This is a genomic window from Longibacter salinarum, from assembly GCF_002554795.1.
In the GTDB taxonomy this organism is placed as follows: Bacteria; Bacteroidota; Rhodothermia; order Rhodothermales; family Salinibacteraceae; genus Longibacter; species Longibacter salinarum.
The window spans coordinates 22007-43869 of record NZ_PDEQ01000007.1 but is presented as its reverse complement, the minus strand read 5'-3'; the positions used below and the strand labels follow the sequence as shown (position 1 = coordinate 43869).

The 21863-nt window shown below is 60.3% G+C and carries 21 protein-coding genes and 1 pseudogene; 17 read left to right on the top strand and 5 right to left on the bottom strand.

All coding sequences use genetic code 11. From position 1 onward, the window contains the following. Nucleotides 1–162 precede the first annotated feature (162 nt). From CRI94_RS13520 to CRI94_RS13485, 8 genes are all read left to right on the top strand, one after another. The gene (locus CRI94_RS13520) at nucleotides 163–933 is read left to right on the top strand and encodes a hypothetical protein (RefSeq protein WP_143815406.1); all 771 of its coding nucleotides are present in this window, start codon (nucleotides 163–165) and stop codon (nucleotides 931–933) included. Nucleotides 934–1063: 130 nt separating this feature from the next. Then, nucleotides 1064–1813 (top strand): 3-oxoacyl-[acyl-carrier-protein] reductase, encoded by a 750-nt coding sequence (gene fabG / locus CRI94_RS13515; RefSeq protein ID WP_098076759.1) that lies wholly within the window; start codon nucleotides 1064–1066, stop codon nucleotides 1811–1813. Between the two features lie 169 nt (nucleotides 1814–1982). After that, nucleotides 1983–3410, top strand: coding sequence for a DEAD/DEAH box helicase (locus tag CRI94_RS13510; RefSeq protein ID WP_098076757.1), 1428 nt, complete (start codon nucleotides 1983–1985; stop codon nucleotides 3408–3410). A 97-nt stretch (nucleotides 3411–3507) separates the two neighbouring features. Then, nucleotides 3508–4488 carry a ChaN family lipoprotein gene (locus tag CRI94_RS13505; protein WP_098076755.1) on the top strand — a complete coding sequence of 327 codons (981 nt, stop codon included), beginning with the start codon at nucleotides 3508–3510 and terminating at the stop codon, nucleotides 4486–4488. 178 nt (nucleotides 4489–4666) lie between these two features. After that, a complete protein-coding gene (locus tag CRI94_RS13500; RefSeq protein WP_098076753.1) occupies nucleotides 4667–4924 on the top strand; it encodes a hypothetical protein in 258 nt (85 codons plus the stop codon). 338 nt (nucleotides 4925–5262) lie between these two features. Beyond that, entirely contained in the window at nucleotides 5263–6012 is a 750-nt protein-coding gene (locus tag CRI94_RS13495; RefSeq protein ID WP_098076751.1) for an SDR family oxidoreductase, read from the top strand. Between the two features lie 132 nt (nucleotides 6013–6144). After that, nucleotides 6145–6468, top strand: a complete 324-nt coding sequence (locus CRI94_RS13490; RefSeq protein WP_098076749.1) for a hypothetical protein — start codon at nucleotides 6145–6147, stop codon at nucleotides 6466–6468. Between the two features lie 208 nt (nucleotides 6469–6676). After that, nucleotides 6677–7099, top strand: coding sequence for a hypothetical protein (locus tag CRI94_RS13485; protein WP_098076747.1), 423 nt, complete (start codon nucleotides 6677–6679; stop codon nucleotides 7097–7099). 131 nt (nucleotides 7100–7230) lie between these two features. Here the strand turns inward: CRI94_RS13485 and CRI94_RS13480 are convergent, their stop codons facing one another. After that, nucleotides 7231–7971: a chloramphenicol acetyltransferase gene (locus tag CRI94_RS13480; RefSeq protein WP_143815405.1), complete on the bottom strand. Its 741-nt coding sequence runs from the start codon at nucleotides 7969–7971 to the stop codon at nucleotides 7231–7233. A 157-nt stretch (nucleotides 7972–8128) separates the two neighbouring features. Here CRI94_RS13480 and CRI94_RS18045 point away from each other — a divergent pair. The 4 genes and pseudogenes from CRI94_RS18045 to CRI94_RS13460 all read left to right on the top strand — a co-directional run. Next, a pseudogene (locus CRI94_RS18045) lies at nucleotides 8129–9130 on the top strand (L,D-transpeptidase scaffold domain-containing protein); the annotation flags it as partial. Between the two features lie 9 nt (nucleotides 9131–9139). After that, entirely contained in the window at nucleotides 9140–9943 is an 804-nt protein-coding gene (locus CRI94_RS17920; protein WP_342751895.1) for a L,D-transpeptidase family protein, read from the top strand. Between the two features lie 157 nt (nucleotides 9944–10100). After that, the gene (locus CRI94_RS13465; protein ID WP_098076738.1) at nucleotides 10101–11165 is read left to right on the top strand and encodes a D-Ala-D-Ala carboxypeptidase family metallohydrolase; all 1065 of its coding nucleotides are present in this window, start codon (nucleotides 10101–10103) and stop codon (nucleotides 11163–11165) included. 238 nt (nucleotides 11166–11403) lie between these two features. Continuing rightward, complete coding sequence (locus CRI94_RS13460) at nucleotides 11404–12675, top strand: hypothetical protein (RefSeq protein ID WP_098076736.1); 1272 nt, start codon at nucleotides 11404–11406, stop codon at nucleotides 12673–12675. 15 nt (nucleotides 12676–12690) lie between these two features. On the opposite strand, the gene CRI94_RS13455 is transcribed toward CRI94_RS13460, so the two are convergent. Continuing rightward, complete coding sequence (locus CRI94_RS13455; RefSeq protein WP_098076733.1) at nucleotides 12691–13545, bottom strand: mechanosensitive ion channel family protein; 855 nt, start codon at nucleotides 13543–13545, stop codon at nucleotides 12691–12693. Between the two features lie 64 nt (nucleotides 13546–13609). After that, on the bottom strand, nucleotides 13610–14467 hold the full coding sequence (locus tag CRI94_RS13450; RefSeq protein ID WP_098076730.1) for a hypothetical protein: 858 nt from the start codon (nucleotides 14465–14467) through the stop codon (nucleotides 13610–13612). Nucleotides 14468–14718: 251 nt separating this feature from the next. Between CRI94_RS13450 and CRI94_RS13445 the strand changes: the two genes are divergently transcribed. Both CRI94_RS13445 and CRI94_RS13440 read left to right on the top strand, forming a co-directional pair. Then, a complete protein-coding gene (locus tag CRI94_RS13445) occupies nucleotides 14719–17121 on the top strand; it encodes an FtsX-like permease family protein (RefSeq protein ID WP_098076727.1) in 2403 nt (800 codons plus the stop codon). Nucleotides 17122–17298: 177 nt separating this feature from the next. After that, on the top strand, nucleotides 17299–17793 hold the full coding sequence (locus CRI94_RS13440) for a YbjN domain-containing protein (RefSeq protein WP_098076723.1): 495 nt from the start codon (nucleotides 17299–17301) through the stop codon (nucleotides 17791–17793). A 74-nt stretch (nucleotides 17794–17867) separates the two neighbouring features. Here the strand turns inward: CRI94_RS13440 and CRI94_RS13435 are convergent, their stop codons facing one another. Next, entirely contained in the window at nucleotides 17868–18314 is a 447-nt protein-coding gene (locus CRI94_RS13435; protein ID WP_098076720.1) for an MmcB family DNA repair protein, read from the bottom strand. A gap of 74 nt (nucleotides 18315–18388) precedes the next feature. Beyond that, a complete protein-coding gene (locus CRI94_RS13430) occupies nucleotides 18389–18820 on the bottom strand; it encodes a response regulator (protein WP_179862311.1) in 432 nt (143 codons plus the stop codon). 438 nt (nucleotides 18821–19258) lie between these two features. Here CRI94_RS13430 and sqr point away from each other — a divergent pair, with 438 nt between their 5' ends. The 3 genes from sqr to CRI94_RS13415 are packed head-to-tail and all read left to right on the top strand — an operon-like array spanning nucleotide 19259 to nucleotide 21449. After that, on the top strand, nucleotides 19259–20512 hold the full coding sequence (sqr, locus tag CRI94_RS13425; RefSeq protein ID WP_098077207.1) for a type III sulfide quinone reductase, selenoprotein subtype: 1254 nt from the start codon (nucleotides 19259–19261) through the stop codon (nucleotides 20510–20512). A 43-nt stretch (nucleotides 20513–20555) separates the two neighbouring features. Beyond that, nucleotides 20556–20864 (top strand): TusE/DsrC/DsvC family sulfur relay protein, encoded by a 309-nt coding sequence (locus CRI94_RS13420; protein ID WP_098076713.1) that lies wholly within the window; start codon nucleotides 20556–20558, stop codon nucleotides 20862–20864. A gap of 57 nt (nucleotides 20865–20921) precedes the next feature. Beyond that, on the top strand, nucleotides 20922–21449 hold the full coding sequence (locus CRI94_RS13415) for a DsrE/DsrF/DrsH-like family protein (RefSeq protein ID WP_098076710.1): 528 nt from the start codon (nucleotides 20922–20924) through the stop codon (nucleotides 21447–21449). The last annotated feature ends 414 nt before the right edge of the window (nucleotides 21450–21863 follow it).

The window sequence follows — 21863 nt, the reverse complement described above, 5'->3', positions numbered from 1 at the left end:
CCGTATGATCCCCACGACGTCATCCCGACAACGCGAGAGGACCATTCTCGTGTACGGATGACGATCAATTTCCATATCGTCGTTCCTGGAATGTTAACAAAAGCGCGGGTCCTTTTGTATCCTATAGGGACGTGCTCCTACTTCCTGGTCCCGGGTCCGGCTATGACCATCTCTCGCCTGTTTACTCGATCACTTCTCGCTGTCGCAGTCGCGCTTCCATTGCTCGTCGGTTGCAGCACGAGCAAGACGGACACGTTCGAGGTGGCCGACATCGCCCGCTTCTCGTTACCCTTCGAGCGAGATGTGCCATCGCATCCGGACTCACTGCGGTACGTGTCCGTCGTTGAGAAAGAGCGGACGGTCGAGATTCAGTCGGAGAAGAGCTACCGCGGACTGACGCGCGACTGGTCAGCCACGCGCCGCAACGCCTTGCAGCGACGGGGCGTCGGACGCGTGTCGGACTACGCTACGCTCTGGGGAATGGACCTATCGATACTGTCACTGCAGGTAGAGATGGGCATTTCCGGGCTGACGAAAGACCGTGCCCTGCAGTTAGTCGAGCAGAGAAAGAACGAAACCCGAAACGAGATTCAGATCGACGTCTACTGGTTTGCTCCGGCAAACGCGAGTACGGTGCCTGGGCCAAATACAGATGCCGAGATCAGGATTGACGACGGTACCCGATACGACGCGACACGGTCCGACTATGGGCCCATTCGGGATAGCTTCCTTCCGGATGGACAGCGCGTATTGTATCGCCGGAATTCGTTCTTTTTCAAGCGCATTCAGGACGAAAAAGATATTCTGGCAAACACGCAGAGCCTCCGCATGGATGTGAATCGCTTCGGTCAGGGCATCGACGACACGTTTATCTGGACGTGGGAAGAGGCGATGGAGGAGCAGGCGCAGGCCGCGAACGGGGCATCGGAGTAGCCTCGCTAGGGGAAAAACCCAACGGGAGCGGAAATTTTGACGAGGATGTTGTCATTCTGGCGCGCAATCCGAATCTTCCGGGCCGGTAGTGTCCCCGATTTTCTGTCCTGTAACCGCACCGAAGGGTTTTATGCAGATCGATCTCAGCGACAAAAGCATTCTCGTCACCGGCGGTACCCGCGGTATCGGCCGATCCATCGTGGATGCGTTTGCCAGCACCGGCGCGCGCATCGCCTTCACGTACCGTTCCTCGTCGGACGAAGCGGACGCGCTCGTTTCGGAACTGCAGGAGCAGGGGATCGACGCGATGGCGCTGCAGGGCAACGTGGCCGAGACCGACGTGGCGCAGAAGCACGTGGATGCCGTGACCGACGCCTGGGATTCGCTCGATGTGCTGATCAACAACGCCGGCATCACACGGGACAACCTGATGCTGCGCATGAAGGAGGAGGACTGGGACACCGTCCTCGATGTGAACCTGAAAGGCGTATTCAACTACGCGAAAGCCGCCTATCGCCCCATGATGCGCCAGCGCGGAGGCACCATCATCAACCTCTCGTCGGTCGTCGGCGTGATGGGGAATCCGGGGCAGACGAACTACGCTGCGTCGAAAGCGGGCATCATCGGGTTCTCGAAAAGTCTCGCCAAAGAGCTGTCGACCCGCGGCGTGCGCGTGAATGTGGTGGCGCCAGGGTACGTCGACACGGAGATGACGGATGCGCTGAGTGACGATGCGCGTGACGCCATGCTTGATGCCGTGCCGCTCGGCCGCCCCGCCTCTCCGGAGGACGTCGCGAATGCCGTGCTTTACCTCGCTTCGCCCGCTGCCTCCTACATCACCGGACACGTTCTCCACGTCGACGGCGGACTCGCAATGTAGGCACGTCTTCCCGGCCGAATCGCCGAGCGGATCCCCCGTTCGGCTCGGTCGGAACGAGACCGACAAATTCTGCTCTCAGAGGATCGTTCTGATCCGCCGTTGCGTAGTACGCGCAGGATGTGTCTTTGTACATCCATGTTGTTTTCGAAAACCCGGACATCCGTCCACTATGGCCTCAGATACGCCGAGTTCGTACACCCGCGTCATCGATCTCACATCGAAGGCGCAGAAGAAGAAGCGCCGCGCCGAGGTTGGGGAGTTGCCGCAGCCTGACCCGCCGCTCGACGAACTCACCATCGATGACCTTCCCGACGATATCGAACAGGCGGTTCGCGCCGCCGGCTGGACCAGCCTGATGCCGGTTCAGCAGAAAGCCATCCCGTACATGCTCGCGGGGCGCGATATCATCGTCCAGTCGCGCACGGGATCGGGGAAAACGGGGGCGTTCCTGCTCCCGCTCTTCCAGATGCTCGATCCGTCCAAGAAAGAGCAGCAGGTTCTCATTCTGACGCCCACCCGCGAACTCGCGCGTCAGGTGTTCGAAGAGTTCGAGCGGATGAAGATTGCCACACCCCAGACGAATGAGCTGGAGGCAGTCCTCATCTACGGTGGAGTTGGGTACGGACCGCAGATCGAGGCACTGAAGGATGGCGCGCAGTTCGTCGTCGGGACGCCGGGTCGTGTGCTAGACCTGCTCAAGAAGAAGAAATTCGACGCGTCACACATCCACGCGCTCATCCTTGATGAGGCGGATGAGATGCTGTCGATGGGCTTTTACCCGGACATGATGGAGATCCGGGACTTTTTGCCAGAAGACAGAGAGTCGTACATGTTCAGTGCGACGATGCCGGCGAAGGTGCGTACGGTCGCCCGCGACTTCCTGAACGATCCCGGCTTCCTCTCGCTGAGCAGCGAGCGGGTGAGCGTGGAGGAGATGAAGTATCGCTACTACCTTGTCCCGCCGATGCAGAAGGACTCGACGCTGCGCCGGCTGATCGAACTGGAAGAGCCGGAGTCGTCGATCATCTTCTGCAACACGAAGCGCGAGGTGAGCTACGTCGCCCAGTTCCTGAATAACTCGGGCTATCAGGCGGAGGAGATGTCCGGCGATCTGTCGCAGACCGCTCGCGAAGAGGCGATCGACCGTCTCCGCGGAGGCGACACACGCTTTCTCGTCGCGACGGATGTGGCCGCCCGTGGCATCGATGTGTCGGAGCTGAGCCACGTCTTCATTTACGACGTGCCGCAGGATCGCGAGTACCTGATTCACCGCTCCGGGCGGACGGCTCGCGCGGGCAAGAAAGGCACGACGATCATCCTCGCGACGAACGAGGACGAGTTCGAGCTACTCCGGATGGCCCGGCGCTACGACATCGAGGTCGAGCGACACGAGCTGCCGGAGGACCCGATTCAGGTCGCCGAAGACGCACTCGAAACGCAGTACCGCGAAACGGATGCCGAGGAGGAGATCATCGAGGAGTTCGTCCCTCTGGTGTCGCGTCTCGCACAGAGCCGTCCTGAACTGCTTGCTACGCTCGTGGCCGAGCTGTACGAGAACGTTCAGGCGGAGAAGGAAGCCGAGGAAGAGGACGAATAGCGGTTCATGGGCGGCGGGTCCCGTCGCCTCCTTCAGCCCCGGTCCGTCTCGGCTGGGGCTTTCTCATGTTCAGTCTTCGTTATCGTCCAAACTCGTGATGCGACTCCTGGCCGTTCTCATCGGACTTATCGCTGTGGTCGGCGTGGGGATGGACGAAGCCCACGCACAATCGTCGGAGGTGGGCGAGTACGCGATCTATCGCTCGGACGGTACGCCGGCGACGATGGACGACCTGGTCGCTATGCTCAACACCGTCGACGTGATATTCATTGGTGAAACGCACGACGATCCGACGGCGCATGTCCTGCAGGATTCGCTGCTTCGGCGGGCAGAAGCCGAAGCTCGTGAAGCCAATCGACCGCTTGCTCTGTCGCTCGAAATGTTTGAGCGCGACGTGCAGCCGATCGTAGACGAGTATCTGGCGGGTACAATCACGGAGCGGCATTTCGTCGACGACGCGCGCGCCTGGAGTAACTACCGCACGGACTATCACCCGCTCGTGGAGCGGGCACGGTCCGGCGATCACCCTGTGCTGGCGGCGAATGCTCCTCGCCGGTACGTCAACCGTGTGGCACAGCGCGGGCGGTCGGCGCTCGACTCGCTGTCGTCCTGGGCGCTGCAGTGGCTGGCGCCGCTTCCCTATCCCGGTCCCAGTGACGCGTATCAGCAGAAATGGCTCGACCTGATGCGGGCGTCGATGCCCGCCGACCACGGCGCCGCCGCGCCCGATTCGGTGAAGGCGTCCCCGCACGGCCATCCACACGCTATGAGCGGTCCGTCGCCGATGCTGCAGGCGCAGGCACTGTGGGACGCGACCATGGCCCACACGATCGCCCGTCATTTGCTTCGAGCACCAGCGTCTCTCGTCGTGCATATCACCGGCGGCTTTCATGTCTCTCGCGGCACCGGGACGCCCGAGGCGCTGCAGCACTACCGCCCGTCAGCGCGATCTCTCGTCGTGATGATTGAGCCGGCCGATGATCCCTCTTCGTTCGACGCGGAGGAGCACGGCGAGCTCGGCGACTTCGTGATTCTCACGGAGGCTGCGAAGGTGCCATCACGCTCTCAGAAGCGGTAGTCGAACCGCTCTTGCTGGCCGGTGGCACGGGGTCTTTGCCCGATATCGCACACCCGAACTGTGCGATTTGGCGCACCATGTAACCCATTTCGGTGATTCCCGGGTCTCAGGGGTGTCGGTACACGGATTGCAGTTCTCGTGTATGCCACCCGCCTGAACAGACCGAACCGCCGAAGCCATGACGCCTTCCTCGCTCGAATCTCAACTTCGCTACCGCCGACACGGCTATGCCTGGGCTCGCCGTTTCATCGTTGGACTGACCCTCTGCCTCGCCGTTGTTGCGGGCATTCTGGAGCACGACACCGAGGTCACGTCGCCGACCTCTGCTACGGTGGCGCCGGCTCCGTCCGTCGTTCCCGCCGAGTCCGAATGCTCTAGCGTGACCGCGCAAGTCCACCGCCTTCCCCTTGCTCCGGGTCTGGGCATCGCGCTGTAGATTGTCGCCGCCACGACCCGCTTCGATGCACGCGTATCCGTTCCTGAATCGCGACCGAACATGACGACCTCCCCACCGAGACGGGGTGCTGCCCACCGGCAGGCCCCGTTCTTTTTGTACCTGCCGGGGCAAAACGGGCGAGGGAGGGATCCAGCGCCCCATCGTTTCCAGCGTGCATCTGCAGGCGAGTAGACGTCAAACCGGACGAGCCTCTCCAAACGTAAACATCTGAATTGAGCGCAACCACGCTTGGATGGATGCGTCACGATAAACGGCGTTGCGGAGAGCTTTCCGCATTGCCATCGACCTATCGGTTTCTTTTGACATATCGATCCATCATGAGCGATTTATCAGGTAAAAGCGCTATTGTCACTGGCGCGTCGAGTGGCATTGGAGAAGCAACAGCACGGCGACTGGCAGCGGAAGGGGCGGGGATTGCCCTGGCGGCAAGGCGAACGGACCGACTGGAGGATCTTCAGGCGGAGATCGAGGCCGACGGTGGCGAAGCGATCGTGGTCGCAACCGACGTCACGGATCGCGAGCAGGTGCAGGCGCTGGCCGATGCGACGCTCGCAGCCTTCGGGAGCATCGACATCCTCATCAACAACGCGGGCGTGATGCCGCTCTCGTTCATCAAGAACCTCCACGAGGACGAGTGGGAGCAGATGGTCGATGTGAACGTGAAGGGCGTGTTGCACTGCGTCGGCGCCGTGCTCCCGACGATGCTGGAGCAGGAGAGCGGGCACATCGTCAATGTGTCGTCCACGGCCGGTCGGAGACTCTTTCCCGGGGGAGCCGTGTACTGCGGCACGAAGCACTTCGTCCGCGCCCTGTCCGAGGGCATGCGAAAAGAGCTGGCGCCCCACCACAACATTCGGGTGACCAGCATTCAGCCGGGAGCGGTCGACACCGAACTCACGAACACGATTACCGATGAGGAGGTGATCGAGATGTTCGAGGAGCGGCACAGCGGGATTGAGCCGCTGGAGTCAGACGACATTGCCGAGTCGATTCTATACGTCGTCACAGCGCCGGACCGCGTGGACGTCGAGGAATTGATGGTCCTTCCGAGTGATCAGCGGACCTGATCGACGCTACACCACCTCAACCGTAAGGAACAGGTCATATCGATCCGTACGGGTCGGTATGGCCTATTTCTTGTTCATAGCGGATGCTACACAGACGCGATTCTTTTTTCTGAATACAGCATTTGATCGAAGATGGCTTCCCGTGACACTCTCTGCGTAGAGTTTTCCGCCGAAACTACGGAGTGGTTGGCCGAGACGGCAGAGGCGTGCAATACGACCCCCGAAGATGTCGTTCGGCTTCTGGTGATCGCGCCGGTTTTTATGGAAAACCAGGAGGAAGACACGGATCACGCACTTGGAAATATGCCCGATGCGGTAGGCGACAGTGGAAAAACGCAGGTGCTGATCCGGGAGGCGCTGTCCAAAATTTATGACGTCACGCAGCGTCAGGCGCTTGACAACCAGGCGATACGAAAGGAGGTGCGCTCGATGTTCGAAATGATGGATGAGGCCTAGTCCGGGGCGTGCGAGCTTGGCTTTTCGCAAAAACATGCGTGCGACCGGGGCAATTTCCACCTGCTCGTGCGCTTCTGTTGAGCAGATCCATCCGTTGAATTCGACGAACGGGGGATATCATTCGACCAATGCCGTTGACGGGCACGCCCATGATACCGATCCTGCAGTCCAGTCGGTCTTTCGACGAACGCAGTGAACGGATCCTAGCATGATTACAATTCCAGTTACGGAGGCCTTCTCGACACCGGAGGAATTTGAGTCGATGACGGTCGAACTCGAGCAGGCACAGGTCGACGCGCTCCGGAGTGTTTCTGAGCATCTGGGCGTTTCGGTCGATCATTTTGTTCGGTATCTGATCAACCGGGTGCTGATCAATCCGGTCGATGACGGTACCTCTCTACATCAGTTGGTGGACGCGTTGGAGGGGCGCGACGAACATCCGGATTCGAATGCTTCGAGCGAGTCGACCCTACAGTTGCTTCGGCGCGCCGTGTCCCGAATGGAGGAAGTCGAGACTCCTCGTAAACGCAGGCAAAAGCAAGGGGCGGATGAGGACGCTCCGGGTGAGGCGATGGAGGACGGTCGAATGGATGCTGACAGCCCCACGATGTTTGATCTGATGAATACGTAACCTTCCGATCAATGACGGTAGCCTGCTGTTAGCGTCCGATCGCGACACCTGCCATGGCGCCTACTCGGATGTTTTCCAACTGAACGTTGGTGCCCATGGAGGCGATGGTTTGCCTCGCTCCAGTTCCTTTTTTAACCGCTGTGTGGCTGTTCGAGCTGATCGGGGTCCGCGCAGATGGCTTCCATCCGTTGCACGTAGCGCCCGACGTGCAGCCCGTCCATCAGGCCATGGTGGACCGCCACCGACACCGGCATCTGGAGGCGTCCTTCCCGCTCGGTGAAGCGTCCGAGGACGATTTTTGGCACCGAGTCGTCGGTCCCGAAGCTGCGAGCGTGAGAGAAGCTCGTGAACGAGACCCATGGCAGGACGGAGTAGTGCAAAATGTCGCCGTCGTCGGGTCGGTCGTCCAGTCCCGCTGTGGAACGGACGTGCTCAATCACCTTGCGCCCCGCTTCTTGCCACTCGTCGAACGTGGGGGCCGGCTCGAAGTAGCCAAACCCGAAGGTGTCGTCGTCCCGTAAGATCGTGCAGCCGGGGACGATTCGGTCTTGCACGCGCACGCGGTCTCCATCGAGCCGATACCGGAAATTGGGGACGGACTCCGTCGCGCGCTGCGATGCGTACAGCGAGGCCAGGAAGAAGGACGCATCTTGGCGATCCGTCCACGCCTTCAACTCCGTCACGTCGATGTCCACGCAGACGTTAAAAAAGGGGTTGTCGAGGCGGCTGTAGAAGTCGAATTGCGGTCGCCGAGGCCATTCGTCGAGATTCAGGTAGTGGGGCACGGGGAATTTCAGTCGGGCAAGTGGATCGACGGTCTCTCCATGGTATGCGAGCCGACCTCGCTCGTCAACGACAACGCGATGCTCCATCTCAACCTTCACCGGCAATCTACCTGGTGAACCAACGGCGGAGGGGAAAACGGAGCAATGAGTCAGGTGAGACGTCTAAATTATGATATGACAAAAGGCGATATCGCCTGTGATTCGCCCGTCGAATTCCGATTTTCCTGCATCGGGAGAGGATGCTATGCGATCGATATTGTTGTTTTTTGTCGCGGTCATCTTGCTGACGGCCGGATGCAATCAGGGCGAGGGCGCGTCCGCAACAGACGACACCGATGCCCCACCTGCTGCAGCGGATTCCGTTGTTGAAGAGCCGTCTCGGCCAGACTCCACGCTCCGGCTCGTCGCGGATGGCGTCCGGATGCGTATCGAAAGCGAAGCGCAGGGCCTGGACGCGATGCCGACGGCGGACGCGGCGCGAAGCAGATCGATCATGCAGTGGTACGAGGAGACGAGTTTTCGCCCGCTCTGGGTCGATTCCAGCGGGCCGCGGGGAATCGTCGACCAACTCGTCGTGGCGCTGCGCCATGCGGATGATCAGGGACTATCCCCTGCAGACTATCCTGCAGATCGCATTGAGTCGCTCGCATAGTCGGCTCATTCAACCGATACAACGGCTGTTCAGCGCCTCGTAGACCTCGAGTTGCTGTGCATGCATGCCGCGTACCGATATGCTGCCCATCTTGGATGGGGCCGCGTCTCGCCGGGCGAGGTGACGCCTCTGTGGGACGCGCCCACGCGGAAACGGGACGAACAGGTCTTCTTCCGCGTCCTGGAACGAACCGGCGATCTGGATGCCGCTCTATCCACGGTGCAGCCGTCGGCCGCGCCGTACGATTCGCTGCTCAGCGCCCTTCAACGATACCAGCAGTTCGAACAGAATGGAGGGTGGCCGACCATTCCGGAGGGCCCGACATTGAAGGCCGGTCAGCTCGATGCGCGAGTCCCTGTCGTTCGGGAGCGGCTGGCTATCACCGGAGATTTGCCGATCCCGGTGGACTCGGTGCGAGCGCGAGTTGCTTCGGCACCTCCGTTTTCGCAACGAAATGTGACGGCACCGGCGGATACGGGAGCAACGTCGACCGCCGAGACCGTCTATCGTTTTGATGATGATCTCTGGGCGGCCGTTCTTCGGTTCCAGAGGCGGCATGGACTCGCCACCGATGGGGCGATCGGCCCGACAACGAGAGCGGCGATGAACGTGTCAGCCGATCAGCGCGTGCGGCAGATTGGCATAAACCTCGAGCGGTGGCGATGGATGCCCGACAATCTGGGATCGCGCTATGTCGTGGTGAACATTGCCGGCTTTTCCCTGAACGTGATCGAGGACGGGCGCTCCGTCTTGTCGATGCGGGTGATCACGGGACGGCCGTTTCGCCAGACGCCCGTCTTCTCGGACGAAATCTCCTACCTTGTCTTCAACCCCTATTGGCACATCCCTCAATCATTGGCTGTCCAAGATAAGCTGCCGATGATCCGTCGGGATCCAGGCTATCTCGCGCGGCAGCGCATTCAGGTGTTTCGCGGCTGGGGCGCTGACGCTGCCCGCGTTGACCCCGCCATGATCGACTGGTCTACAACGTCGGCGTCCAACTTTCCATACCGACTCCGGCAGGATCCCGGCCCGTGGAATGCGCTCGGTCGTGTCAAATTTATGTTTCCGAATCCGTACAGCGTTTACCTGCATGACACACCGGAGCGCGGGCTCTTCGAGCAGGCGGAGCGGACATTTAGCTCGGGCTGTATCCGTGTGGCGAAACCTGCGGAGTTGGCGGTCTATCTGCTCGCAGATCATCCCGACTGGACCCCCGAGCGGATTCGCACCGCGATGCAGGATGGTACGACGGAGCAAGCCGTGGTGTTGAATGAACGTGTCCTGGTTCATCTGCAGTACTGGACGACCTGGACCGAGAATGGCGACGTTCATTTCCGAAACGACGTGTATGGTCGGGACGTGTTGCTTCTCGAAGCTCTAGAGGATCGCAGGGTCGTCTCCTGACGTTGTGGGAGACCGAGCGGGGAAATCGCCCGTCCGTTCGCTATCTTTTGCCAGGCGGTACGTATTTTGTCCTTTCATTCAGGTCGTTGCGGATTCCGTTCATTGACAACGGGTTCGCCGTTCAGCATCCGCTTCACCGTAGCACCCCTGATTGCATATGCCTGTTCTACCTGGTGGCACCGCCCGAGCCGTTGCGTTCGTCAGCGTCGTTCTTCTCTTTCTCACGGGCTACGTGTCCGTAACCGAGTTGGGTGACGAGGTGCGTGCCCGTCCCAATGGCGAAGCGATGGCTCAGACCGCACCCGCTCCTGTGATTTCATCCGGCGTCTTGTCGGCCTCCTGGAAGGATGACGCGGCGCACGAGGACGAACCACGATCTCCGCTTCGCCTCCGGTTCGGCGACGACCTCATTCGCGAGCGCGTCATGGCGGTGTCTGTGATGCCCGGAGAATCCGTCCCGGTGAGTATCGGAAACGCGCGCTCCGTTGAGGTAACAGCGAATGCAGGCGAGGCCGTGCAGGGACTCGGGAATCAGTGGCTGTACCATGCCCCGGATAAACCCGGCACCGCCCGCCTCACCGTGCGCGACACCGAACGTGATGCGTCGCTGCAACTCCATATCTTTGTCTTGAAGCCCTGGGATCACCGGGGCACCTCGATAGAGGGGTATCGCATTGGACGCTACCAGAGCGAGGCCCGCGGCGGGCTGGAGACGTATGAGCGGCCTCGCGGTTTTGTCCGTGTGACCGAGACGAATCGCGACGTGCGGGTCTCGCCCAACTTTCGCCTGGCCCAGTTTCTCTGCAAGCAGCAGGGGGGCACGACCGAGTTCGCGCTCCTCGATACGAAGCTCATTCAGGCCCTCGAGGACGTTCTGGCTGCCGTCCGCGAGAAAGGCCACGACGCGGCGACGCTTCACGTCATGAGCGGTTTTCGTACGCCGTTTTACAACCGTGCCATTGGCAACACCACCATTTACAGCCGACACCTCTACGGTGACGCGGCCGACGTTTTTGTCGACGTAGACAATGATGGCCGAATGGATGACCTGAACCGCGATGGGCGCGTGACCGAAGCGGATGCGCGGTATCTGGCTGACATCATCGAGTCGGCGGCCGGCGAAGATGGGACGTTCATCGGCGGGCTCGGAACGTATGGCCCAGCCTCGCACCGTGGTCCGTTCGTTCACCTCGACTTCCGCGGGTACACGGCCCGGTGGTAGGGTGTTGAGCGGAGCGTGGCAACATCCTTCACGCTTGAGAGGAGGTACGCTGGTGTAGCACTGGCAATATCCATTTGGACAGGAAAATTGCGCCTTGGGGAGCGGTGCACTGTCCTCATAGGATGGGTCCGACAGCGGAAATTTGTCGTACTGTGTCGACCAATTCCTGCCCGGAACGTGCTACAGAAGAATTCAGGATCCGGGTTTGTCTCTGGTTGACCCGCTTTGTGCTCCGGCTATGTCTCGCCTTCGATGCACCGTCTGGCGTGAGGACTGGATTCGTTTCGTCTCCACGCATTTCCACGACCAACCGTTCATTTCACCGTGCTGCACCTGGATTGCAGCGGTTGTGATTGTGTTCTCCCTCGTCGCGCCTTCTCCGCATGCATCTGCGCAGGGAAGCTACGCAGACACCCACGCGATGCCGGTCCTGCCGGACATGCTTGCGCGCGGGGACGCCGGGGTAGCTCGACCGGATCTGTACGTCTCTGCGTTGATCAATCCGGCTCAGCTGGGGGCAGCGTGGGGCAACGCGCCCAGGTTTACGGTTCTTGGCGTGACGGCGAGTGGCCGACCGGGGCGCATCAGCGATGCGATCGACCTGTTCGAAGACGAGCTCGCCGATATTGAGGAGCGAACCGATGAGGAAGTCGACGAGGTGGAGCGACAGGCTCTCGACCTTTTTCGACGGCCGCTCACGCTTCGGTCGGCCGTTCTGCTTCCCTCGGCGGCGTTTCGGGCGGGCAGAGTCGGGATGAGTGCTGGCGCGTTCGTCACGCAGACGGCTCGAGCGCAAGCGATCCCCGGTGGCGTTTCGCCGGACATTGCCGTCTTTGGTCAGACCGACGGCATCGTTGCGGTCGGAGCTGGTGTCCCGATCGGAATGACCGGACTTCGCGCCGGGCTGACCACTCGCTACGTGCGACGCTACGTGTCGACGTATCGGCAGCGTGTGGAGGATTATGACGTTCCTCCGGTCCTGTCCGGATCGACGATAGCGGTCGATCTCGGTGTTCAGTACGACATCGCACAGGTAAAGGGGCTGACGGCGGGACTCGCCGTGTACGATCTCGTGGGAGGCAACATATCGTACGACCAAGACGACTTCTTCGGAGCATTTGACGACGAGCCGGAGCCCGGTTCTGTCGAACGTGCGCAGTCTCTTCTTGACGATTACGACGGACCGAGTATGCGCCTTGGTCTGGCTTACGTGATCCCTCGGCGGTACATGCCTCGTATGGGAGATACCACCGTGCTCCTCGACTGGTCGACGGCCTCGACGACCGGGGCGCGGCAGTCCGTTTTTCGTCGCCTCCGGTTGGGGACCGACACGAAGGCTGGGCCGCTACAATTTCGGGCGGGACTCAGCCAGGGGCTCCCGACGGTCGGTGTTGGCATTGATGGGCGCGTGGTCTACATCGATTACGCCATCTATGGTCGGCAAGAGGGCATCATCCCGGAGGATGGATCGACCTACGCGCACGCCGTGCAGATTCGGTTCGGTTGGTGAAGGCGGCCGCGCGCGTCAGGCTGAATCGGCGGTATCGTGGGCAGATTGAATGGAAAACGGTGCACCGCTGCTTGCCGGGACGAGCGTCCGGTGGGGGAACGGAATCTCGATGCCACGCGCGTCGAAGGCTTCTTTGACCTCGGCGGGAATGGAGTTGCGCACGTCCATGTAGTTCTCCTGACTGGCCCACACGGAGAACTGAAAGTTGAGCGACGACTCCCCGTACCCCTGGAACAGAACCATGGGGGCCGGCTCCTCCAGGCATAACGGGTGCTGCTCCGCGACCTCAGAGAGCGCATCCCGCACGGCCCGCATGTCCTCTTTGTAGGCCACGCCCACCTGGAGATCGTAGCGGCGAATCGGAAACCGCTGCAGGTTCACGATCTCCGACTTGATCATCGTCTCGTTCGGCAGGCGGACGAAGAGGTTGTCGAATGTGCGCAGCTTGACGGAGAGAAGATCGACGGAGAGGACCTCGCCCGTCGTAGTGCCGACACGGATCACGTCGCCGACCTCGAACGGTTTTTCCCCAAGCAAAAAGAGGCCGCTGATAACGTTGGAGGCGGAGGTCTGCGAGGCGAACCCGAGCGCGACCGTCAGAATCCCCGCGGCCCCGAGAAGGATGCCCAGGTCAAAGCCCAGCTCCGAAAGCGCGGACGCGCAGAAAACGCCGAGGATGAGGTAGAACGTGACGCGGCGCGCGAGGATTTCCTGGTGTGCGGTTGTCTGCGTCGCGAACATGCGCGACACGGCATGGCTGGCGAGGCGCGCAACGAGAAAGCCGATGCCAATCTTGAGGGCCGCGCGTACAGCCGCGATGACCTCTTCGTCTGCCGCAAGTTGTTCAATGAAGCTCCACGCTTGCTCCATGTAGCCAAGTCGGTTCGTTCAGGGAAAGGGGCGCGAGTCTTGTTGTCGGAGGATCTCCGGGATATTATGCTGTTCCAAGGAGCCCTTCGATGGCGCGAAATGTGTTTAAGACGAGCCCCGACTTGATCTCTCGCCTCGGTTCCTGAATGCGCACAGCATCCTCCAGGTCGCGCGGTGGGCCGGTGCGGATCCGCACTTCGGTGATGACGCCGCCCTTGTCTCGCGTGAGTGTGAGGGCTTGCGTCCACAGGTGGGTGGGGGCGTCTTCACCGTCCGCTGCATACAGGGCAAGATACGGAGCCGGGACGTGAATGCGTTCCAGCGGGAGGCTGTCAGGCGCGTCGTTGCGAATGCGGAGCGGCGTGACGCTGCGGTGGGGGCGAAGGGGCAGATTGGTGAGGCGGAGGCGGCCGGCGGTCTTGGTTGCGTAGCATAGCTCGCCCTCCTGTGTCGAGGGGCCGAACCAGGTGTCCGACGGTCGGTGCGACGGCACCTCCTCCAGCGCGGTCGTCCCGGCGACGACTCGAATCCAGAGCGGCAGGCTGAGGTACAGCGTGACTTCTTCGCCGGGCGGAATAGACAGCGGATGCTCCGGCCGCACGACAATCGATCGGTCCGCGCTCACGGGTTGGATGTCGAGCGTCGTCGGGGTGGATCGAAACGTGTGGCGATGGAGGGTGAAGGCGGTATCCGCTTGCGCCTGCGCCTCCATCTCCTCCCAGCGATCGACGCCTAATGGAGTTTCGACCGACGAATCGTGCTGCATCGCGTCGCCGGTCGACGAGTACAGAATCCGCCAGTCCTGGGGTGTCCGATACGCCCAGAGCGTCGTCGGGCCCACGTTCCAGCACGCGGCTGTGTTCAGGTCGAGATCGACCGGGCCCCACCAGGGGGAGAGCGTATCGGATGGCATCGATTCCATAAGCACCGGGGTCAGGAAAGTCGTCGCTTGCACTGCGGGGAGAGCAACGCTTTAACGGATGTTGCGTTCGGATCGGGGGACCCCGTTGTGCGCTGACGCACGGAGCGTGTGCGATCGCGCACGGTCAGCGGGACGGGAATCGCCCTTTTTGGCCGTTCCTTTCGGGTAGGCGCCGCGGAACGCTGATTGTGTAACCAATCAACAGATAGCGTCTTTTGCCTCGCCGGCTTCTTTCTCGATTGCATCGATCCATGCTCTTCAATTACCTGACGATCGCCGCACGGAGTCTCCGTAAGCGTATCGGCCCGACGATCATCAACGTAATGGGTTTGACCATCGGCATCGCCGCATGCCTGCTCATCGGCCTCTGGGTGGAGCGGGAAATGAGCTTCGACGATTTTCATCCCGAAGCCGACCGGATTCATCGTGTCGCTCTTGAGGCACGTATCACCGATGCGATAAACAAAACCATTGGCGTTCCAGCACCGCTCGCTCCCGCGATTCGGAGCGACATTCCGCAGGCCGAGGCCGTCGTGCGGGTGCGTCCCAGCCGCGTCATCTTTCGCCGCGGGTCGATGTCGTTGTCTGAACGCATGACGCTGAAGTCCGACTCGACGTTCTTCGATGTATTTGGCGGCTTCGAGGTGATCCAGGGAGACCGGAGCACGGCGCTGAATCCGGTCGATGCCGTCGTTCTTACCGAGACAACCGCGCAAGAATTGTTCGACCGGACGGATGTTGTCGGTGAGACGTTGCAGATGGACGGCGGGCTTCGGCGCGTGACCGCGGTGATGGCGGACGTGCCAGAGACATCGCACCTTCAGTTTCGAGCGGTCGCTCGGCGGCAGGGTATACGCGACGTGTTCAAGGAGAACTGGACAGGGTTTGCCTATGTGACGTATGCGAGGCTCGTGGATGAGGCCACGACGGCAGATTTCCAGGCGCAACTCGACGCTGTTGTCGAGAACCGGGCGATGGAAGACATTCAGGAGCGATTTGGCGATCCGTCGGACAACTTCGTTTATCGCCTCGTTGCCGAGTCACTTCCCTCCGTGTATCTCCATTCGCCGTACAACAACATTGGTCCCAGCGGCTCCATCGCTACGGTGTATCTGCTGGCTCTCGTCGGCATCTTCGTCCTGTTGATCGCGTGCATCAACTTCATGAACCTGGCGACGGCGCGTGCGACGGAGCGCGCGACGGAAGTCGGAATGCGAAAAGCACTCGGTGCCGCGCGGGAGCAGCTTACCGGACAGTTTCTCGGTGAGGCCATTTTGACGACGGCGATCGCAACGGTGATAGCCTTTCTCCTCGCGATGTCCACGCTGCCTCTTTTCAATCAGTTGGCGGGTACGTCGCTGACGGCATCGGGTCTGCTCCGTCCAGGTGTTCTCGCAGGAGGAATTGCCGTGGCTGTCGTTATCGGTGCCATTGCCGGCAGTTATCCAGCTCTCGTTCTATCGCGCTTCGCTCCGTCCACGGTCCTGCGCGCGTCCGGTCCGACGACCTCGGGCGGCCAGGGGCGACGGTTGCGTCAGGGTCTTGTGGTCTTCCAGTTTGCGATCTCTATCGTCCTCATCATCGGGACGCTGGTTGTGCAGAGCCAGTTCGACTTTATCCAGTCGAAGCGTCTCGGATTGGACAAAGAGCGCGTTGTCGAGATCAAGCGGTCCGACGATCTGGAGGCGCAGCAAAACGTATTTGTCGAGCGTCTGCGGCGCGTTTCAGGCGTGCAATCCGTCGCCATGGGAGAGGGATTGTTCACTGGCGTCTCGCAGACCTCATTCATGCCCGTCGGCGGAGATGGAGACGACGTTCAAGCGCTGAAATACATGCAGGTCGGCGCCCGCTTCATCGAGTCGATGGACATGTCGATCGTCAAGGGACGCGCGTTCGACCCCGCGAGAAGAGGTGATTCCACCGCAGTGGTGCTCAATCAGGCGGCGGTCGACCTGTACGGGTGGGATAAGCCTCTACAGCAGCAACTTCAGTCGTGCGACACGTTGTGCACGTACGATGTCATCGGCGTCGTCGAAAACTTTCACTACGCGTCCATGCGGGAGGAAGTAAAACCGTTGGCCATCCTTCTCGATCATCCGAATTCGACTCCCAGCCGCCCGAAGAGCATCTACGCGCGCCTCACTCCGGGAAATACGTCCGTAGCGCTCGACGGTATCCGTGATGCATGGGTCGCGATCGCGGGTGGAACGCCTTTCCAATACACCTTCCTCGATCAGAGGTACGATCGGGTTCACCGCGATGTGCAGTGGGCAAGCCGGCTGTTCACGCTGTTCGCAGCGCTGGCCATTCTGATTGCCTGCCTCGGACTGTTCGGGCTGGCGACGTACACGGTCCAGCGACGGGCGAAAGAGATCGGCATCCGCAAGGCGATGGGCGCCACGGCAGCACAGGTTGTCGGGATGCTCTCTCGCGAATTCATCCAACTGGTTGCCCTCGCATTTTTTGTCGCGTTGCCAATCTCGTATTTCGCCATGAATGAATTGCTGTCCTACTACGCCTACCGAACGGACATTGGCGTCGGATTGCTGGTGGTGGCCGGTGCAGCCAGCCTTGTGATCGCTCTCCTCGCGGTTAGCACACAGGCGTTCCGAGCGGCTCGCCTCAACCCCGCGACCACGCTCCGGGATGAGTAAGGGAAATCACAGTTCACGGTTCAGAGTTCATGGTTCAGAGTTCAAGGTTCAGGGTTCGGCGTCTGGCTACCTTCTGAAATTATCCTGAGAGTTAGAGTGCGACTTGTTACGTATCTTCCGGGAGCGATTCATGTCTGATCGCCTCCTCTTTCCTTTGTCCTCGCCGCGCGCTTGCCCATGCGTACACTGCTTCTCGCCGTTGTTCTCTCTCTTGCTGTCTTTCCTGCTTCCGCCCAGATCGGGTCCAGCAGTTCCTCCGCATCGTACGATACCCGCGTCAAGAAGGCGCTCGATGCGGAAGACTGGAACTATGAAATTGACGACGATGGCGATTTCAAAATGGTCGTTGGCTTCGAGGAAGAGGATCGTTCGCAGCTCGTGTGGGTGATCAGCAATACGCTGGAGAACCAGGGACTGGAGATTCGCGAGGTCTGGTCGCCCGTGTATAAGTCCGAGACATCGACCCTTCCAGATGAGATCGCGCAGTGGGCTATCGAGGCCTCCTGGGACATGGTCGTCGGGTCGCTGGCAGCAGATGGGAGCGGCACCGTCTATTTTGTTGCGAAGATCGATGCCGAAGCCTCGTCGGAGGTTCTATCGAAGATGATTCGCATCGCCGCTGGAGCCGGCGACGAACTCGAGAAGCAGAAAAGCCCGGGAGATGAGCTCTAAAGTTCAGAGTTCACGGTTCAGAGTTCAGAGTTCAGGGTTCAGCGCGCTCGCCTAGGGCTCTGAGCTCTGGGCTGCTACGTTAGGCGGGTATTCCAGTAGCGAAGCGTGAGTCCGCGCTCGATGTAGGCACGGTCGCGTTCGCGAAGCTTCTTACTGTGGATCCGGGGGGCGGAGATGATTTCATCGACGCCCCCGGCTTCGTTTACGTACAGTAAACCCGCGTAATCGGGCACGTCGTCGGGCTCGATCAGGTCTTCGGGCACGCCGAACCAAAAGTAGTTGGCCGTTCGGTAGCCCTTCTGATTTGCGAGGGCGTGATGCTTGTACGTCTTTTCCTCGAAGTCGCGGTGGAAGTCGGCCACCGTGTGTTTGATCTCGACTTCGTGCACGAGATGAGCCTTTGTCACGGAGAGGAGGTCGGCTTTTCCCACGCCACACGCCCCGCAGTTTGGGATCGTGATGGGATGACGCTTCCCATGAAAGAACTGGTAGATGGCATTCTGAAGGCGATGCTCGGACATACTCGGGGGAAACGTGCGGGGGACAGGCATCCGTCTGGGCTGGACGGACTTGTTTCGGAAGGAAAGAGATGAATTTAGATGCTGAGTTCGCCGCTGAGGTACGATTCGCCACGCAAAGCCGCCTCCACGCCCTCGACAATCTCGCTGCGTTTGCCCTTCAACACATAACCAATTGCTCCTCCGTCGAGGGACTCGCGGACCAGTCGGTTCGACGATGAGCCCGATATCACGAGAATCGGCACGTCGGGCGCAGCGTCATGGAGAATGGATACGACCCCGGCATCCTCCACGGACGGAAGCGAAAGATCTGTCAGAATGATGTCCGGGGTGGCATCGCGCAAGTACTCGAGTGCGGGCTCGATCGCGTCGAACAGCTTTACCGGTTCGGCCGAGAGAAAGTGGCGAAGGAAGACGCCGTACGTCTGCAGCAAGTTGTCGTCGTCTTCGATCACCACGATATGCGGCGTTGTGGTGGAAGAACGCGGTACGTCAGATGCAGTAGTCACGGCGCTCAGAGAACGTTAACGAGAGGAAAATCCGGGAGCGGAGCAAGGCCCACCCTGGAGAATGGGGCACGGCGAGCCATTTCCGGGCATGATCGAGCGGAGGAAACGAAATCGACCCTCACTGGCGATGGCGGCTGCGGTTCGTCCGGCAGGGCACATCTGGGGCGATCGCCTCATCCTGTAAATGACTGTCTCCGGTCTCACCGATCCCGGTCGGATTCGTTTCCATGATGGGAGCGAGAGGGACGGGCTGTGGGGGCTGGCTGCACCGTCGGTTATGTGGCCGCGTGCGAAAATCCCCTACACCGGTACCCTTATGCTCCCCGCACGCACTACGAGAGATCCCTTGCTGACTAATAGATTCTTGTGACAGAATATAAAGGTGCGCGTTGAGGATGTTTGTCGCGCCACTGAATGATCACATTGCCCCGCGACCCCATGAAAGATCTTGTTATTCTCGGTGCCGGTACAGCCGGTACGATGATGTTAAACAAGCTTGTTCGCGCGCTGGACCGATCGGAATGGCGTCTGACGATCGTCGACAAAGATCGAGTCCACTATTATCAGCCGGGCTTCCTATTTATTCCATTCGGGATGTATAATGAGGGCGACGTCACGCGGCCGAAGGAAGACTTCTTCCCGAAGGGCACGAATGTGATCTGGGATGAGGTGACGCGCGTCGAGCCGGAAGAGAACGTTGTGCATCTCTCGGATGGACAGACGCTGAATTACGACGTGCTTCTGATCGCGACGGGCACGACGCCGGACCCGGAGGAGACGCCGGGCCTCCACGGTGATCTCTGGTACAACGATATCTTCGACTTCTACACGTTCGACGGCGCCACGCGCCTTGCGAAGAAGCTCGAGACATGGGAGGGCGGCCGCCTGGTGATCAACCTGGCGGAGTCGATCATCAAGTGCCCGGTGGCGCCGCTGGAGTTCGCCTTCCTTGCCGATGCGTACTTCACGGAAAAAGGCATGCGAGATCGGGTCGAGATCTCATACGTCACGCCGCTTCCCGGCGCGTTCACCAAGCCGAAGGCGACGAAGGTGCTCGGCGGACTGCTCGAGGAGAAAGGCGTCGACGTGATCTCGGACTTCTACCTCATGGAAGTGGACGAGGACGCGAAAACACTGGTGTCCTATGACGGCCAGGAGGTGCCCTTCGATCTGCTCGTGTCCATCCCCGTGAACAAGGGCGCCGAGTTTGTCGAGGCCAGTGATATGGGCGACCTCGATGATCTCAACTTTATCCCGACCGACAAGCACACGCTGAAGGCAAAGGATCACGACAACATCTTCGTGATCGGTGACGCCACCAACGTCCCGACGTCGAAGGCGGGATCGGTCGCGCACTTCATGGGCGATACCGTCCTGGAGAACATCCTGCACCACATCCACGGAGAGCCGCTGGAGCCCTCGTTCGACGGGCACGCCAACTGCTTCATCGAAACGGGCTTCGGGAAGGCGACGCTGATCGACTTCAACTACGACACCGAGCCGCTCCCGGGGACCTATCCGCTCCCCGCACTCGGACCGATGAAGCTCTTGAAGGAAACGCGCCTGAACCATGTGGGCAAACTCTTCTTCCGCTGGATCTACTGGCACGTGCTGCTCACCGGTCGCGAGTTGCCGGTCACAAATCAGATGTCGATGGTGGGCAAACAGCCGGATGCCGTTGTCGCTAACTGACGAAACCCCCTCTCTGCTCTTCTGAACTCAGACCTGAAAAACCATGGACGTTCAACTTGCCGGACAGACCGTTGCCCTCGACGCCGAAGGCTACCTGCAGAACATGTCGGACTGGATCCCGGAGATGGCGCGCGAAATCGCTGCTGTCGAAGAGATCGACCTGACGGACAAACACTGGGATGTGATCAACTTCCTGCGTGAACAGGAAGAGTCCGGTGCGAAACTAACGATCCGCCGCGTCGGGAAATCGGGCATCGTGTCGATCAAAGAGTTCTACGACCTCTTCCCCGGCGGACCCCTCAAGATATCGAGCAAGATTGCGGGCATTCCGAAGCCCGCCAGTTGCGTCTAATATCGAGTCCTCCGCACGGAAGCCTACGTCCCACGCGCTCAATCCACGGTGACAGTCATGGAAGCTCCCCTCTCATACGCCGAACAATTCGGCCAGAAAACCACCGATGAGGATTCACTCGAACGGGTGCTCATCATCAGCTCAAAAGGCACACTCGAAGACGTGTACGCTGCGCTCATCATGGCGAACGGTGCCGTGATGGAAGGCATCGAGACGCATCTCTTCTTCACCTTTTTTGGCCTGGACGCCATTACCAAGAAAAAGCAGGATGGTCTGCACACGGCGACGGTCGGCAATCCGGCGTTGAGCCGCTACCTGCCGACGATGGTCGGAGGCCTGCCGGGGTTCGAGGCGATGGTGTCGAAAGCCATGAAGAAGCAGATGGAAGAGCTCGACATTCCGCCCGTGTCCGAATTCCTGGAGATGATCGTCGCAGGCGGCGGAAAGATCTATGGCTGTCAGCTCGCCGTCGAGATGTTCAAGCTTGAGCGCGAGGACTTGATCGACGATCTCGAGGACATCATCACCGTGGGAGAAATGCTGAAGCTCGCCGGAGGTAGCCGCTCACAGGCCTTCTTCGTCTGATCGATCGGTCCGTTCCTCGGCCACTGATCAGGAGATGTGTCGGGACCGGGCACGCTGAATGGGTGTTGACAGGCTTCGCCTGAACCCTGGGAGGGGTAGCAGACTGCCGTCGGAGCAGAGCAATTATGAGCTCTGCCGGCGGCAGTCTTTGCGTTCGTGTGAGATTGCCTGGTGGGAGGCGCGGCGTTCATGTGTGAGGACGATGGATGTTACTCGTTTTCCGTTCGCTTTTCCTCTTCCGAAGCGGTCAGAGACGCGTTTCCGGTGACGACCGTGAACGGTGAACAGGCGGTCTTCATTTTCAATCGTCCTCCGTTACGTATACGTTGAAGTGCGCGATTAAAGGTATTGCCGCCGTGCCCCGCTGCTAGCATCCCGAACGTGCCAGTCGACTGAATCCAAACGGTCGCAGCC

What these genes read in the sequence shown, in the direction of transcription:
- CRI94_RS13520 (WP_143815406.1), top strand. Translation starts at nt 163, where the DNA reads ATGACCATCTCTCGCCTGTTTACTCGATCACTTCTCGCTGTCGCAGTC.
- fabG (WP_098076759.1), top strand. Translation starts at nt 1,064, where the DNA reads ATGCAGATCGATCTCAGCGACAAAAGCATTCTCGTCACCGGCGGTACC.
- CRI94_RS13510 (WP_098076757.1), top strand. Translation starts at nt 1,983, where the DNA reads ATGGCCTCAGATACGCCGAGTTCGTACACCCGCGTCATCGATCTCACA.
- CRI94_RS13505 (WP_098076755.1), top strand. Translation starts at nt 3,508, where the DNA reads ATGCGACTCCTGGCCGTTCTCATCGGACTTATCGCTGTGGTCGGCGTG.
- CRI94_RS13500 (WP_098076753.1), top strand. Translation starts at nt 4,667, where the DNA reads ATGACGCCTTCCTCGCTCGAATCTCAACTTCGCTACCGCCGACACGGC.
- CRI94_RS13495 (WP_098076751.1), top strand. Translation starts at nt 5,263, where the DNA reads ATGAGCGATTTATCAGGTAAAAGCGCTATTGTCACTGGCGCGTCGAGT.
- CRI94_RS13490 (WP_098076749.1), top strand. Translation starts at nt 6,145, where the DNA reads ATGGCTTCCCGTGACACTCTCTGCGTAGAGTTTTCCGCCGAAACTACG.
- CRI94_RS13485 (WP_098076747.1), top strand. Translation starts at nt 6,677, where the DNA reads ATGATTACAATTCCAGTTACGGAGGCCTTCTCGACACCGGAGGAATTT.
- CRI94_RS13480 (WP_143815405.1), bottom strand. Translation starts at nt 7,971, where the DNA reads ATGGAGCATCGCGTTGTCGTTGACGAGCGAGGTCGGCTCGCATACCAT.
- CRI94_RS17920 (WP_342751895.1), top strand. Translation starts at nt 9,140, where the DNA reads ATGAACGTGTCAGCCGATCAGCGCGTGCGGCAGATTGGCATAAACCTC.
- CRI94_RS13465 (WP_098076738.1), top strand. Translation starts at nt 10,101, where the DNA reads ATGCCTGTTCTACCTGGTGGCACCGCCCGAGCCGTTGCGTTCGTCAGC.
- CRI94_RS13460 (WP_098076736.1), top strand. Translation starts at nt 11,404, where the DNA reads ATGTCTCGCCTTCGATGCACCGTCTGGCGTGAGGACTGGATTCGTTTC.
- CRI94_RS13455 (WP_098076733.1), bottom strand. Translation starts at nt 13,545, where the DNA reads ATGGAGCAAGCGTGGAGCTTCATTGAACAACTTGCGGCAGACGAAGAG.
- CRI94_RS13450 (WP_098076730.1), bottom strand. Translation starts at nt 14,467, where the DNA reads ATGGAATCGATGCCATCCGATACGCTCTCCCCCTGGTGGGGCCCGGTC.
- CRI94_RS13445 (WP_098076727.1), top strand. Translation starts at nt 14,719, where the DNA reads ATGCTCTTCAATTACCTGACGATCGCCGCACGGAGTCTCCGTAAGCGT.
- CRI94_RS13440 (WP_098076723.1), top strand. Translation starts at nt 17,299, where the DNA reads ATGCGTACACTGCTTCTCGCCGTTGTTCTCTCTCTTGCTGTCTTTCCT.
- CRI94_RS13435 (WP_098076720.1), bottom strand. Translation starts at nt 18,314, where the DNA reads ATGTCCGAGCATCGCCTTCAGAATGCCATCTACCAGTTCTTTCATGGG.
- sqr (WP_098077207.1), top strand. Translation starts at nt 19,259, where the DNA reads ATGAAAGATCTTGTTATTCTCGGTGCCGGTACAGCCGGTACGATGATG.
- CRI94_RS13420 (WP_098076713.1), top strand. Translation starts at nt 20,556, where the DNA reads ATGGACGTTCAACTTGCCGGACAGACCGTTGCCCTCGACGCCGAAGGC.
- CRI94_RS13415 (WP_098076710.1), top strand. Translation starts at nt 20,922, where the DNA reads ATGGAAGCTCCCCTCTCATACGCCGAACAATTCGGCCAGAAAACCACC.